The sequence below is a fragment of the Nocardia niwae NBRC 108934 = DSM 45340 genome, from assembly GCF_001613465.1.
Lineage (GTDB): Bacteria > Actinomycetota > Actinomycetes > Mycobacteriales > Mycobacteriaceae > Nocardia > Nocardia niwae.
In genome coordinates, this window is the sequence record NZ_BDCK01000015.1 from 234,340 (window position 1) to 248,641 (window position 14,302).

General features: G+C 69.8%; 6 protein-coding genes. 4 read left to right on the forward strand and 2 right to left on the reverse strand.

All coding sequences use genetic code 11. The features are described 5' to 3' along the window. Positions 1–98 precede the first annotated feature (98 nt). A complete protein-coding gene (locus tag NNI01S_RS04960) occupies positions 99–920 on the reverse strand; it encodes an SDR family oxidoreductase (protein ID WP_063017919.1) in 822 nt (273 codons plus the stop codon). Between the two features lie 632 nt (positions 921–1,552). Here NNI01S_RS04960 and NNI01S_RS04965 point away from each other — a divergent pair. Then, a complete protein-coding gene (locus tag NNI01S_RS04965) occupies positions 1,553–2,971 on the forward strand; it encodes an MFS transporter (RefSeq protein ID WP_063017921.1) in 1,419 nt (472 codons plus the stop codon). Between the two features lie 324 nt (positions 2,972–3,295). Here the strand turns inward: NNI01S_RS04965 and NNI01S_RS04970 are convergent, their stop codons facing one another. After that, on the reverse strand, positions 3,296–5,479 hold the full coding sequence (locus NNI01S_RS04970; RefSeq protein WP_084488488.1) for an MMPL family transporter: 2,184 nt from the start codon (positions 5,477–5,479) through the stop codon (positions 3,296–3,298). Positions 5,480–5,746: 267 nt separating this feature from the next. Here NNI01S_RS04970 and NNI01S_RS04975 point away from each other — a divergent pair, with 267 nt between their 5' ends. Genes NNI01S_RS04975 through NNI01S_RS04985 form a run of 3 tightly spaced genes read left to right on the forward strand, consistent with a single transcriptional unit; the run spans position 5,747 to position 14,288 of the window. Beyond that, positions 5,747–12,166, forward strand: coding sequence for a type I polyketide synthase (locus NNI01S_RS04975; protein WP_063017925.1), 6,420 nt, complete (start codon positions 5,747–5,749; stop codon positions 12,164–12,166). A gap of 31 nt (positions 12,167–12,197) precedes the next feature. Then, positions 12,198–13,595, forward strand: coding sequence for a condensation domain-containing protein (locus NNI01S_RS04980; RefSeq protein WP_063017927.1), 1,398 nt, complete (start codon positions 12,198–12,200; stop codon positions 13,593–13,595). 9 nt (positions 13,596–13,604) lie between these two features. Then, complete coding sequence (locus NNI01S_RS04985) at positions 13,605–14,288, forward strand: hypothetical protein (protein ID WP_063017930.1); 684 nt, start codon at positions 13,605–13,607, stop codon at positions 14,286–14,288. The last annotated feature ends 14 nt before the right edge of the window (positions 14,289–14,302 follow it).

Here is a 14,302-nt window from a genome sequence, read left to right on the forward strand (position 1 = left end):
CGACTCGTGAGTTCACGGCTTCCGAGCCCGATTGGCAGGCGCAGCGGAAATGGATGCGTGTCGGCGGTCGATTCGACCGGATTGACCGACGTGGCTGCTCACGATGTCGCGGCCGGGGCGAAGTCTTGTGCGTGGTCGGCTGCCCAGTGGGCGAAGGTGGTCGCGGGGCGGCCGATGATTTCGGGGACAGAGGTCGTCGGAGCGACCGGGTGTTCGGGCATGCCGCCGAGCACCTCGTCGACATACCAGCTCGCGGTGTCACCCATCTCGGAGTGGAAGGCTTCGATCGCCTCCTCGCGGGACACCCTGATGAACGGGATGTGGTGGTTCAGAGCGACGCCCAGTTGCCGGACGAGCTCCGTGCGGGTCAGGATTTCCGGTCCGGCCAGGCTGTAGGTCTTGCCGGCATGCTCGTCGCCGAGCAGTGCGGTGGCGGCTACCTCGGCGATGTCGTCCATGGCGATCGGCGCGCTGGCGCTGCTCGGATAGGGTTCCCGCACCGCGCCGGTGTCGCGGATCTGCTTGGCCCAGATCCTGGTGTTCTCCATGAAGTCCCCCGGCCACAGATGTGTCCACTCCAGGCCACTCGACTCGACGGCCTCTGTGACGCTGCCCCACCAGCTTTCGGGCTCGCCGGACAGATCGACGACCCGGCGGACCCCGGCCGTGCGCGCCAGCGTGAGGACCTCGGTGACGGTGTCCGGGGTGGGAGCCAGATACAGGCAGTCCACATCCTCGAAGGCAGCCGACAGGCTGTCGAGTCTGCGCAGGTAACCGGGGATCACCTCGACCTGGTCCGGAAGTGCGGCGCGCCGTGGATCATTCGTCAGCGCACGCACATCCGTCGCACCCATGGTCAGCAGATGGTCGACAACCTTGCGGCCGATGTTTCCCGTCGCTCCTGTTACCAGGATCTTCATACTGCTCCTCCCGGACTGGTTCAAGGCCGCCCTCCATCCTGCCCCGACCCTCTCGAAAGTAGGCAAACGTCCGGTCAACTGCCCATGGCGCAGACGTTCGAGCGAGCTCGAGGGCTCGGATTGCCCGATACCGCAGCACGCTCAGCGATTCGCCGACGCTGTCTCGGCATGAACGGCCCTGCGCGACGGATGATCCGCGCTAGTGGCCACGCTTCTCCACCTGCGAATGGCGGTGATCACGTCCGGTTTGGGAATTGCGGCAATGGTTGCCGAGCCGAATTGGTAGTGGGCACAAGATCGCTGGAACATCTGGCGTTTCGGTAGCGCGATCTTATTTACTGCGAATTCGAGCCCTTCTCTTCAGGGACAGGAGTCGATCTGCCCGCACATCCCGGCGAACGAGCCGGTGCGGCCGCAGACGTCCCGAGTGGAATTCCGGTCGGATGCGACCGGTAATCGGAACGCGAGGTGAATTCGGCCGCGATGAACGATACCGAGCGAATTCGTCTGCCGGGCATCGCCGCGGGGGATGTGTCCGGGTGGACCGTGGATCGCACGCAATGCCCCCTGTGCTCTCGGGGTGATCGCCGACCGGACCTGAGCCGTTCACGGCCGACGATCGAGGTGATTCTTTGACTCGCAAAGAGGCGGCGGTGGCGCTCGGATCGTTCGGGGCGTGCCTGATCTCGGTCTTCATGCAGATGATCGATGTGACGATCGTCAACACCGCGCTCCCGGTCGTCACCGCGGAGCTGGGGGCGTCGCGGTCGGAGCAGCTGTGGGTGGTGGCCGGTTATTCGCTGGCCTTCGCCTGCGTCCTGCTCACCGCGGCTCGGGTCGGCGCGATCGTCGGCCGTCGCCGGATGTTCCTCTGGTCGGCGGCGGCTTTCACGGCGGCTTCGGTATGGTGCGGGGTGTCCTCCACCGCAATGGAACTGGTGATAGCCAGGATCACGCAGGGCGTGGCGGGCGGGGGGATGGCGGCGCAGACCATCGCCATCATCACCGCGAGCTTCCGGCGCGAGCACCATCAGTACGCCTTCGCCGTGTACGGCGCCACAGCCGGTTTCGCCGGGATGCTCGGTCCGATCCTCGGTGGCGGGCTGATCACCCTGGATCCCTTCGGGCTCGGCTGGCACGCGATCTTCCTGATGAACCTGCCGTTGGGCCTGGTGGCCATCGCGCTGGCCGCGGGCTACCTGAGGCTGGGCGCGGCGACGGATCGGGAACCGCTGGATCCGCGCGGAGCCGTGGTGGCCACCGCGGCGTTGTTCCTGCTGCTGTTCGCGCTGTCGGACAGTCAGCAAGCGGGCTGGCGGCCGGTGCACGGCGCATACCTCGCAGCCGCGGTGGTGCTGGGCGCGGTGTTCATGACCCACGAACGCGCGACGCGCCGCCGTGGCGGCCGGGCGCTGGTGCGGCTGGACCTGTTCTCCGACCGGGGATTCGCAGTCGGATCGGTGCTGGTGACGGTCTTCTTCGGCGTGTTCACGGCGTTCGTGTTCACCGTTTCGATCCTGCTGCAGGACGTGCTGGAGTTCTCCGCGCTTCGTACCGGTGTCGCGATGACGCCGTTCGCCCTGGGCGCCGGCGCGGGCGCGGTGCTGTCGCCGGTCCTCGTGCGCCGCTGGGGGATTCGCGCGCCGGCCGCCGGCATCGCCGTCTTCGCGGGGTGCGTCGTGGTGGGGGTTGGCTACCTGCACGTGAGCTCCGGCGTGGTGAACCTGCCGCTGGTGGCCGGGCCGGTGTTCCTCGCGGGTTTCGGGGTCGGGGTGTTCGGTGTGCCGCTGCAGCCGCTGATGCTGGCGGGCCTCGACGATCGGGCGATGGGCGAGGCGTCGGGGGTGCTGCCCACGGTCGAGCAGATCGGCAATTCGGTCGGGCTGGCGGTGCTCAGCGCGCTGTTCTTCCGCGCGCACACGCTGTCGGGCAGCATGATCATGCTCTCGGCCATCGCCGCCGCTGCCCTCGCCCTCGCCGCACTCACGCCGGCGTTGCCCGACCGCGCCCGGACGGCCACCAGCCCCTGGAGCCGGTCGAGCGCGAACTGACCGCGCTGTCCCGCACGCTGAACTTGCCGGAGTGGTCGCTGCCGCGGACTGCACGTCGGTGGGGGCTGTCGATGGCGCACGGCTGCTGTGCGGGCGCGATGTCCGAGTAGCGGGCCCGAGCTGACGGGCGACAGTCGGCGGTCTCCGCCTTGAACAATCCCGGTGATATTCGGGTGGCGGCCGGTTCGACGATCATTCGGCCGACCGGACCGATCCGCTGCAGGCCGTCGCCGATCGCGAACCCCGGACCAATCGATGCGCCGCCCGCGCGGTGATCGAAGCGGCCAACCGGGGCACACCGGAGGCCGACGGAGGGCGCCGGACCTAGTGCCGTTCGGCCACAGCTTCGGCCGGGAGTTCCTCGGACCCGGTCTCGGTGCGCCCGCGCCCGCCGCGCCGCAACCAGGATGGCGCCCACCAGCTCGCGTCGCCGAGCAGCCGCATGGTCGCGGGCACCAGCAGCATGCGCAGGATCGTCGCGTCGATGAACAGCGCCGCGACCATGCCGTAGGCGATGTATTGCATCATGACCAGATCCGACAGGGCGAAGGCTCCGGTCACCACCAACAGGATGAGGGCGGCGGCGGTGATGATCCAGCCCGTGCGGGCGATGCCGACGCGCACCGCATCGGTGGTCGACGCGCCCGCCGCGCGCGCCTCCACGATGCGGGCGAGCAGGAACACCTCGTAGTCGGTCGACAGGCCGTAGATCACGGCGACGATCAGCACCAGGATCAGCGCCATGATCGGCTGCGGGGTGAACTCCAGCAGTCCCGCGCCATGGCCCTGCACGAAGATCCAGGTGAGTATGCCGAGGGTGGAGCCGAGCCCGAGCAGGTTCAGCAGCGCGGCCTTCAGCGGCAGCACGACCGAACCGAAGGCCAGCGCCATCAGCACGGTCGTGACGAGGAAGACGAGCGCGATCATCAGCGGCATCCGGCGCAGCAGCGCGTCGACGCTGTCGCGCTGCTTCGCGGGTTGCCCGCCGATCAGCACGGTCGTGCTCGCCGGCACGGGCATGGAGCGCAGATAGTCGATGGTCGCGTCGGCGTCGTGCGCGTCACGCAGCACGGTCGAGGTGGTGAAGACGTTCGGATGCGCCGGTCCCTGCACCGCGCGGGGAAACGGCGCGACGAGGCCTGGGGCTCGGCCGGCCTGGGCGACCACCGCGTCGATCGCCGCGCTGTCATGGGTGATCAGCACCAGGTCGATCGGATTGATCTGGCGCAGCGGGAAGATCTGGTCGAAGTGCTGCTGCGCCGTGCGCGCCGGATGCTGCGGCGGCAGGAAGCGTTCGGTGATGCCGCCGAAGGCCACGTCCCGCACCGGCGCGATGAGCACCACCAGAACGGCGACCAGCGGAACCGCCACGGCCAGCGGCCTTCTCATAACCCATCCGGCGACGCGGCCCCACGCGTTGTCCTGCTCGCGATCGCTCGCCCGGCGCGCGTGGAAGCGATTGAGGCCCAGCCGGTCCACGCGACGGCCGAGTACTGCCAGCATGGCGGGCAGCACCGTGATCGAGATCAGCGCCGCCAGCGTCACCGTCACCATCGCGCCGACGGCGAACGACCGCAGGAAACCCTGTGGGAACAGCAGAATCGCGCCTGCGGCGACCACCACGATGGTCGCGGAGAACACGACGGTCCGCCCGGCGGTCGCGACCGCGCGCCGTACCGCCTCGGGCACCTCGTGACCGTCGGCCAGTTCCTCGCGGAACCGGCTCACGAGGAACAGGCCGTAGTCGATGGCCAAGCCCAGACCGATCATCGAGACGACCGGTGAGACGAAGGAATTGACCTCGGTGACGGTGGTCAGGGCGCGAATGACGCCCCATGCGCCGAGCACGGTGAGCCCGCCGACGACGAGCGGCAGCGCCGCCGCCACGACGCCGCCGAACAGGAAGAACAGCAGCACCGCCACGGCGGGAACGGCGAACAACTCCATGCGTCGCTGGTCGTGTGCCATCGTGTCGTTGAGGGCGGCCGCGACCGGCTGCCCGCCGGCGACCTCCATCGCTGTGCCGGGTAACCGGAACTCGCCGGAGACGGCCCGGTAGTTGCGCATCACCTCCGTGTCGTCGTTGCCGCGGATGGCCACGGAGGCGAAGGCGTGCCGGCGATCCGCGGAACCGAAGATGTCCGGCAGCTCCAGCCCGGTGTCGGTGCGCCAGTAGGTGGCGTTGATCTTGCTGATCCGATCCGGAAAGCGTTGCGGCAGGCTGTTCAAGTGTCCCACGACCGTGGCGGCGAAGGCGGGATCGTCGATCGTCTTCCCGGCCGGGGCGTGGAACAGCAACACCACGTCGGCGATGTGGTCGCGGCCGAAGGCCTCGTCCTTCAGCCGAGCCGCCCGCGCCGATTCCGAGGTCGGATCGTCCCAGCCGCTGACGCTGAGGTGATCACCCAGCCCGATACCGTACCCCCCGAGCGCGAGCAAGCAGGCCACAACGAGCCCGATGACGGTGAACCGCCGCCGGACGAGCGTATCGGTCCAGCGCGTGAACAATGCCGCCTCCTGATCGATGACATCGGTGGTCGGCGAGGGCCGCGAACAAGCTGAAAACCTAGCAATTCCAGTGCATTTCGCCCCCCGAGGAGCCGGAATCTCGAAATGTTACAAATCGTCCGACGGCCGTATTGTGAAGTCTCCCTGAGCCCACGACGGGTGGTGTGGTGGCCGTTACGCTGGGGCCGTCGCCAGCTGCGCACACGCCAATTCGTGAATCGCCGGACAAAGTAATGGCGATCAACTGATCCGACCCGGAGGATATGCATGTCGGATATTGCAATTGTCGGCATCGGGTGCAGATTCGCAGGCGGAATCGACTCGCCCGACACCTTTTGGGATTTCATCCTGGACAAACGCGACGGTGTGATCGATATGCCCGCCGATCGCTGGGACTACCGTCGCTATTACGATCCGGAACCGCGGACTCCGGGGCGCAGCTACACCAAGCGCGCCGCCTTCATGACGGTCGACCCGTGGGAGTTCGACCCGGACTTCTTCGGCATCTCCGCCCGCGAGGCGACCGTGCTGGACCCGCAGCAGCGCCTGATGCTCGAGGTGACCTGGGAGGCGCTCGACGACGCCGGGATCGCGCGGCACGCGGCGGGCTCGTCGATCGGCGTCTACGTCGGCGGATTCGTGGTGGACCAGTCGGTGATCGGCGTGGTCGGCCCGGCCCTGTTCCACACCGACATGCACACCCCGGCCAGCGCGTCCTACACCATGCTGTCCAACCGGATCGCCTACGCGCTCAACCTGGTCGGGCCCGCGCTCACGGTCGACACCGCCTGCTCGTCGTCGCTGGTCGCCTTCCATCTCGCCTGCCAGGCACTGGAGAACGGCGATTGCGAGGTGGCGCTCGCGGGCGGCGTGAACGTCATGCTGCAGCCGGAGACCTTCGTGCTGATGTGCAAAGGCGGCTTCCTCGCCGCGGACGGCCGCTGCAAGTCCTTCGACGCCTCGGCCGACGGATACGGGCGCGGCGAGGGCGCGGGCATGGTGGCGCTGAAGAAGCTCGACGACGCGGTTCGCGACGGCGACCGGATCTACGCCGTGGTCAAGGCGACCGGCTCCAACCAGGACGGCCGCACCACGGCGATCACCGTGCCCAACGCGGAATCCCAGGAGGCGCTGGCACGTTCGGTGTGCAGTCGCGCGGGGCTCGCGCCGGACACCATCACCTACGTCGAAGCGCACGGCACCGGCACCTTGGTCGGCGATCCGGTCGAGTTGCGCGCGCTCGGCCGCGTGTTCGGCGCGTCGGCCGGCCGCACACGATCGCTCGGTGTCGGCTCGGTCAAGTCGACACTCGGTCACACCGAGGCCGCGGCCGGTATCGCGAGCGTGATCAAGGCGGCGCTGGCGATCCGCCATCGCACCATCCCGCCGCAGGGCTGGCTGGACAAACCCAATCCGGACATTCCCTTCGACGAGCTGGGCCTGCATGTCCAGCTCGAGGCGGAGGCGCTGCCCGAGGACGCCGAGCCGATGACGATCGCGGTCAACGGCTTCGGCTACGGCGGCACCAACGCCCACACCATCCTGCAGGAGTTCCGGCCGGTCTCCGGCCCACCGGCACAGCCGTCACGGCACTTCGGTGTGCTGCCCATCTCGGCGCGCAGCACCGGCGCGGCCCGCGCGCTGGCAGGCCGGTTCGCCGAACTGATCACCGCGGGCGCCGACCCGGCGCAGCTGGCCGAGGCCGCATGGACCCGCATGGCGCACCATCAGTACCGCACGGGCATGCTCGTCGGCGACACCGCCGACCTGGTCCGGGATCTGCACGAATTCGCCGGGGGCGAAGGCCGCGACGCCGCGCGGACGATCGTGGCGCGCACGGCCGAACCGGTGTTCGTGTTCTCCGGCATGGGTCCGCAATGGTGGGGAATGGCGCGCGAGCTGCTCGGCGGGGACGGAGTCTTCGCCGGCACGGCGAAGGCGGTCGACGCCGAGTTCCGCGCGATCGCGGGCTGGTCGATCATCGAGGAATTGCTGCGGCCCGAGGCCGAGTCACGGGTCGCCAGCACCGAGGTGGCGCAGCCGGCCAACTTCCTCGTGCAGGTGGCGCTGGTGCGGGAGCTGGCCGAATACGGCATCCGGCCCGCGGCCGTGGTGGGGCACAGCGTCGGCGAGGTCTCGGCGGCTTACGTGAGCGGCATGCTGTCGTTGCGCGACGCCGTGCTGGTGGCCTACCACCGGGCCCGGTTGCAGGCGACGACCGCGGGCTCCGGTGGCATGCTCGCCGTCGGGATGTCGCTCGAGCAGGCCCGCGAGCTCGTCGGTGACGACCCGCGCGTGGACGTCGCAGCGATCAACAGCGCGAGCTCGCTGACGTTGTCCGGTGACGCCGACCGCTTGGACGAGATCGCCGAAAAGCTCACCGAAGAAGGCGTTTTCGCGCGCAGGCTGCGCGTCGAGGTGCCCTATCACAGCCGGTTGATGGACCCCATCCTGGACGAGCTGCGCGCGGCGCTGGCCGGGCTGGAGCCGCAGGCGCCGACCGTGCCGCTGTACTCCTCGGTCACCGGCGAGCCGGCGCACGGGCCCGACTGGGACGCCGAGTACTGGTGCGCGAACGTGCGGCAGCCGGTCCGCTTCGCCGCGGCGATCACCGAGCTGATCGGCGCCGACAGCCGGGTCTTCCTGGAGGTCGGCCCGCATCCGGTGCTGTCGGGCAATATCCGCGAGGCCCTGCTGGGCGCGGACGTCAACGGCACGACGGTGGCGACACTGGATCGCAAGCAGCCCGATTCGGAGAGTCTCCGCCGCACCCTCATCGGTCTCTACGCCGCGGGCGCGCTCGACCTCGGCGAGCTGTTCCCCGCGCGGCACCCGGCCACCCCGCACGTGCCGCTGCCGCGTTATCCATGGCAGCGAACCAGGTTGCATTCGGCGCTGCCGCTGTTCGAGCAGGCACGGCTGGGAACTCCCGGCACCTACGCCATGCTCGGCGACCCGGACGTCGAGGGCAGGCCGGACTGGTTGCTACAGGTCGGCACCGAACTGCTGCCGTGGCTGGCCGACCACGTCGTCAACGGCGTCAAGATCATGCCGGGCGCGGCGTACCTGGATGCCGCGCTGAGCGCGACGGCCGCCCGGTTGGGCGTCGAACGCGTTGCGCTGGAACAAGTTCGGTTCGTGGCCCCACTGATCATGGCCGCGCCGGACGTGCCGCTGGTCGCGCTGACCGTCGAGGAGGCCAGCGGCCGCTTCCTGATCCGATCGCGCTCGGCGACGGGCACGGCCTGGACGGTGCACGCGTTCGGGCGCACGCTGACCGGCAGCCACAAGCCGACGAAGGTCACGGTCCCGACCCTGGACGTCGGTCTCGACGTCGACCCGCAGATGTTCTACAGCGGCCTGGCCGCGGCGGGGCTGCAGTACGGTCCGGCCTTCCGCCGGGTGACCTCCGTGCGCGTCGGCGCGGACGCGGTGGTGGCCACCGTCGACGGCGCCATCACCGCGGACTCCGGGCATCTCGCCCACCCCGCGGTGGTCGATGCCGCGATGCAGTCCGCGGCCCTGCTGTTCGCCGACGCCCGGATCGACGAGGGCACGCTGGTGCCGGTCGGTGTCGCGGCGGTGCGGCTGGTCGCACCGCTGCCCGAGCGGATCACCGTCGTCGCGCGCCGTGATCCCCGCGCCCGGCTGCGCGCCGACGTGGATCTGCTCGACGACGAACACAATCTCGTCATGCGGTTGAGCGGCCTGCAGATCGGTGCGCTCGCGCCGGGCCAGGATCCGCTGCACCGGATGGTCGACTTCTACTACGCCGAGACGCTGGAAGAGCGCGATCCGCTCGACCCGGCCGCGCTGCCGCAGGATTCGGTGACCACCGTGATCGTCGCGCTGGGCGGCGACTGCCGTCGTGCCGGGCAGCTGGCCGCCGCCATCCCGGGTTCCCGGCTCTACGTGGCCGCAGCGACGGGTCGCGAACCCGCCTCCGATCTGGCCGCGACGCTGGCGGCCGCCAAGGCGGAGGGCGCCGATCGGCTGCACGTCTGCGTGGTCGCGGAGGCCGTCGAGGACGATGTGGCCGATCTGTGGCTCCTGGAGCGGATCGCGGTCGCCCTCGACGAGTTCGTCCATCCGGAGACCACCGACGAGGGGCCCAAGAGCGTCTTCGGCGAAGGCTGGTGTCATGCCACCCTGGTGACCGAGCGGGCGTTCGCGCTGCCGGACAGCCCGATCCCGCCGAACTCGAATCAGGCCGCGCTGGCCGGCGCCCGCCGAGTGCTGCTCAACGAGCAATCGGCATTGCGCTGGCGGCTGATCGACGTGGAACCCGAGACCGAGATCGCCGACCTGCTCCACGAATCGGCCGTGCCGGGCGCGTTCTGGAACGACAACATCGACGAGGTCGTGCTGCGCGGCGGAAAGCGCTGGGTGCCCCTGGTGACCAAGCCGCTGCAGGAGCGCCTCGACGCCCTGGACGCCGCCGAACCGCTGGCGGATCCGGAGGCCAACTTCACGCTGGAACTGCCCCGGACCCGGTTGCTGTCGGCGCTGGCGTGGCGGCAGTGCCCGCGTCCCGATCCCGGGCCGGGACGGATCGAGGTGCGGATGAAGATCATCGGCCTCAATTACAAGGATCCGCTCAAGGTCATCGGCCTGCTCGGCGAGCGGGAACTCGCACCCACCTATTTCGGCACCGTGCCCGGAATGGAGGGTGTCGGCGAGGTGGTGCGCGTGGGCGCGGGCGTCACCGATGTCGCGGTGGGCGAGCTGGTCGCCGTTGCCGCGAAGGGCATGATGCAGCGCTACGTCGTGGTCGACCGTCGGCTGGCGATCCCGCTGCCCGCCGACGCCGATCCCGGGTATTGCACGAGCACCATCGCCTTCGGCACAGCCGAGTACGCGCTGCTGGATCTGGCGCGGCTGGAACCGGGCGAGACAGTGCTGATCCACGGCGCCGCGGGCGGTGTCGGCACGGCCGCGATCCAGGTCGCCAAGGATCGCGGGGCGCGCATCATCGGCACCGCGAGCACCGACGAGCGCCGCGCCCACGTGCTCGCCCTCGGGGCCGATCACGCGATCGACTCGCGGTCGCTCAACTTCGTCGACGACGTACTCGAGCTGACCGGTGGCACGGGCGTCGAGGTCGTGCTCAGCAGCGCGCCGGGGGAGATCCTGCGCCAGAACTTCAACGCCGTGGCGGAATTCGGGCGGATCGTCGAGGTCGGCAAGGCCGACATCTACACCGGCGGCGTGCTCGAGATGGCCAACTTCGACAAGAACCTGGCGTACTTCTCGATGGACCTGGACCGCTTGGTCGCCGTCGACGCCCAGCGGCTGACCCGGCTGCTGCAGCGGGTCTACGAGAAGGTGCTGGCAGGCACCTACCAGCCGCTGCGCTACAAGTTGTTCGAGACCGACCAAGTGGCCAGGGCGTTCGAGGAGACCATCCGGTCGACCGGGCTCGCCCGGATCGCGCTGCGCATGGATTCGCCCGCCCCGGCCGTGCGGCCGTACCTGGCCGGGATCGAGATCGACAGCACCGCCACCTATCTGATCACCGGCGGGTTCGGTGGATTCGGGATGGCCATCGGGCGCTGGCTGGTGCTGCGCGGTGCGCGGCGGCTGGTCCTGCTCGGCCGCGGCGGCGCGCGCACGGAGGAGGCCCGCCGCCAGCTCGAGGCGTGGCGCACCGTGGGCGTCGAGGTGGTCGAGGAGCAGGCCGACGTCACAAACCCGGAGGCGGTCGCCGCGATCGTCGCGCGGTCGCACAGCGCCGAGCACCCGCTGCGCGGGGTGTTCCACGCGGCGGGTGCGGTGGCCGACAACCGGCTGGCCGCAATGCAATTCGACGAGCTGGCCAAGGTGTACCGGCCGAAGGTGCACGGCGCCCGGGTACTGCATCGAGCCGTGGCCGACGCCGGGATCCGGTTGGACATGTTCGTGCTGTGCTCCTCCGGCGGTTCGATGTACGGCATCTACGGCCAGTACAACTACTGCGCGGCCAATGTGGCGGTGGAGTCGCTGGCCGAGGAATGGTCCCGGGCAGGCGAGCGCGCCCTGTGCGTCGGCTGGGGTCACCTGTCGGGTGCGACCGGCGGCATGGCCGCCGACGAGACGGCGCTGAAGTACCTCGACCTGGTGGGCTTCGACCCGATCGACATGGCCGACGCCACCGCCTATCTCGAGCAGACGCTGCGCCTGGGCGTGGCCCGCGCGGCGATCATCCCGACCGACTGGGCCAAGCTGACCGGCACCTTCCCGCAGCTGGCGCGCACCGGCCGCACGATCGCGCTCGCGCAGGCCTCCGCCAAGGACACCTCCGAACTGGCCCGGCTGCGGGCCGAGGTGGCCGCGATCGAGGAGAGCAAGCGCGGGGCCTTCGTCGCCCGCAAGATGGCCGAGGAACTCGCCGTCGTGATGGGGGTGCCGGTCGACTCGATCGACATGACGGTTCCCGTGCCCGAACTCGGCTTGGACTCGCTCATGGCGGTGGAACTCGGTGCGCGGGTCACCAAAACCCTCGGCATCGACCTGATGTCGCTGCAGATGGGCCGCTCGTTCAGCCTGGAGCAGGCCGGCCCGAAGGTGGCCGAGCTGATTCTGGCGGCGGATTCCGGTCAGTCGCAGCCGGTTGCCGAACCGGCCCCGCGGACGGCCGGGCCCGCGGTCTCGAACGGCGCCGCGGCCGAACCGGCTCGGGCGCTGGTGGCGGCCGAGGCCAGGCCGTGAGCGACCGCCGTCGTCGAAACGAGGTGTCGCCGTGGTCAGTTTCGGACTGATCGATGAATGGGAGCCGGGGCCAGGCCGCCTCATCAGCTGGGCGGCGTCACCGGAGTCGGTGGCGCGCGCCCGGCGGGCGCCGGTGCACCCGGCCCCGCCCTCGCACCAGCAGGAGCAGTATCTGCGGCTCGCCGATCGGCACGCCGCGGCGGAGTTCCGGTACTCGGGCCTATGCCTGGTGACCGCGGAGATTCCGGCCGGCGATCTGGACCTGGACGCGATGACGCGGGCGGTCAACGCGTTCCTCCTGCGGCACGACACGTTCCGGACCTGGTTCCGGGTCGACTCCACGGGCGCGATCGAGCGCCACCTCGTGCCCGCGGAGGACGTCGATTTCGTGCCGATCGACTACGGCCGCGTCGATGAGGCCCGGGCCATCCGCGACCATGTCCAGAAGACGACGCCGGGGCCCTTCGACTGGGACTGCTTCACCTTCGGGGCCATCGAACGCGAGGATTCGACCACCGTCTATCTCGCGGTCGATCATCTGCACACCGACGGATTCGGCCAGTACCTGTCCGGATTCGACCTCGCGCTGCTGTATCTGCGCGAGGTGTGGGAAGACGTCGGCCCGCTCGCCCCGGCCGCCAGCTACCTCGATTACTGCACCGCCGAGCGGGAGTACACGGGCCGCATGACGCTCGCCTCGCCCGGTGTGCGGAAGTGGCTCGAGCTCATCCGCGGGAACGACGGCGAACTGCCTTCCTTCCCATTGGATCTGGGCAGGCGCACCGACGTGTACAACCGCAGCGCGCACCGCACGGTCACCCTGTTCGACGAGCGCACCGCGCTGCGGTTCGAGCGGGTCTGCCGCGCCGGCGGAGCGGAGTTCGTCGGTGGCATCTTCGCCGCGGCTGCGCTGACCGAGCGGGAACTCGTCGACAGCGACTACTACTTCGGCATGACGCCCGTCAGCACCCGCGGCACCGCCGCGGAACGCGCGTCGGTCGGCTGGTACGTGACGCTGCTGCCGGTGGCCTTCCCGATCGGTCCCGCCACCACCTTCGCCCGCGCGGCGTCGCTGGCGCAGCGCGCCTACGAGAACGGGCTGCGCCTGGCCCCGACCTCGTTCCAGCGTGTGGTGGAACTGCTGCCCGCCGACTCCGATCTCGACCTGCAACCGGGCTGGTCCACGCCGATGATCTCGTACGTGGACGCCCGCGAACTGCTCGGCAACGAGGTCTTCGACCTGGCATCGTGCGGGCTGTACGCCAATCGCGCCGCATCCGAGCAGGTGCTGATCTGGATCAACCGGCTGGCGTCGGAGACCACGCTGAGCGTCATTTATCCGGACACGCCGGTGGCGCACGGCTCCGTCGAGCGCTACGTGGCCGCGCTGGCAGCGGTGTTCGCGGCGGCGGTCGCGGACACACAGTGAGGAGAATTGGTGGACAACACCTTTCGTGACCCGGGAATCCCGGACGGAGAGAAGTCCGTCTACACCGTCACCATCGCCGATCGGCCGCCGAAGCTCGACCTGATCAGCGTGGTCGCCCACGACGGCGACGGCTACCGCTCGACACTGGAGGCGGGACTCGGGCACGGGAGTTTCGCGATGACCATCGAGCAGCGGTTCCAGCGCTGCGGCGACCGGCTGCGAGCCGAGCACTACCGCGCCGAGACGCGCTCGGGCACGACGGTGGTCTCTCGGGAAGAGGCCAACTTCCTCGGCACCGTCCATCTCCAGTTCGGCGGCGGGATAGCGCCCTTCCCGGCCGACGTGATGCCGCTGGCCGGCGGCCTGACCCTGCTGCGCGGCCTGGACTTCGCCGAGGGCGCCGAGGAGTGCGTCGACCTGTGGCTGGCCTTCTCGGTACACCTCCCGCTGGGGACCAAAGTGGAGCAGCGCACCGTCGTCGAGGTTCCGGCCGGGCGCATCAGCAGCTGGCAGGTCCGGCTGCGGCCGCGGTTGTCCGGGCTGAACCCCATGCTGGAGAAGGTGATCGGCGGGTTCCTGCCACCGGCGGTGGCGCACTTCGACACGGCTGCGCCGCACCGGCTGGTCCGGCTCAGCTTCCCCACGGGGCCGATGCCGTGGGATCCGCGTGGCGTGATGGAACTCGTCGCTTAGCTGCGCGGGACTCG

Bases quoted from the DNA above. Each gene is read 5' to 3' on its own strand.
- NNI01S_RS04960 (WP_063017919.1), bottom strand. From the start codon at position 920: ATGAAGATCCTGGTAACAGGAGCGACGGGAAACATCGGCCGCAAGGTT.
- NNI01S_RS04975 (WP_063017925.1), top strand. From the start codon at position 5,747: ATGTCGGATATTGCAATTGTCGGCATCGGGTGCAGATTCGCAGGCGGA.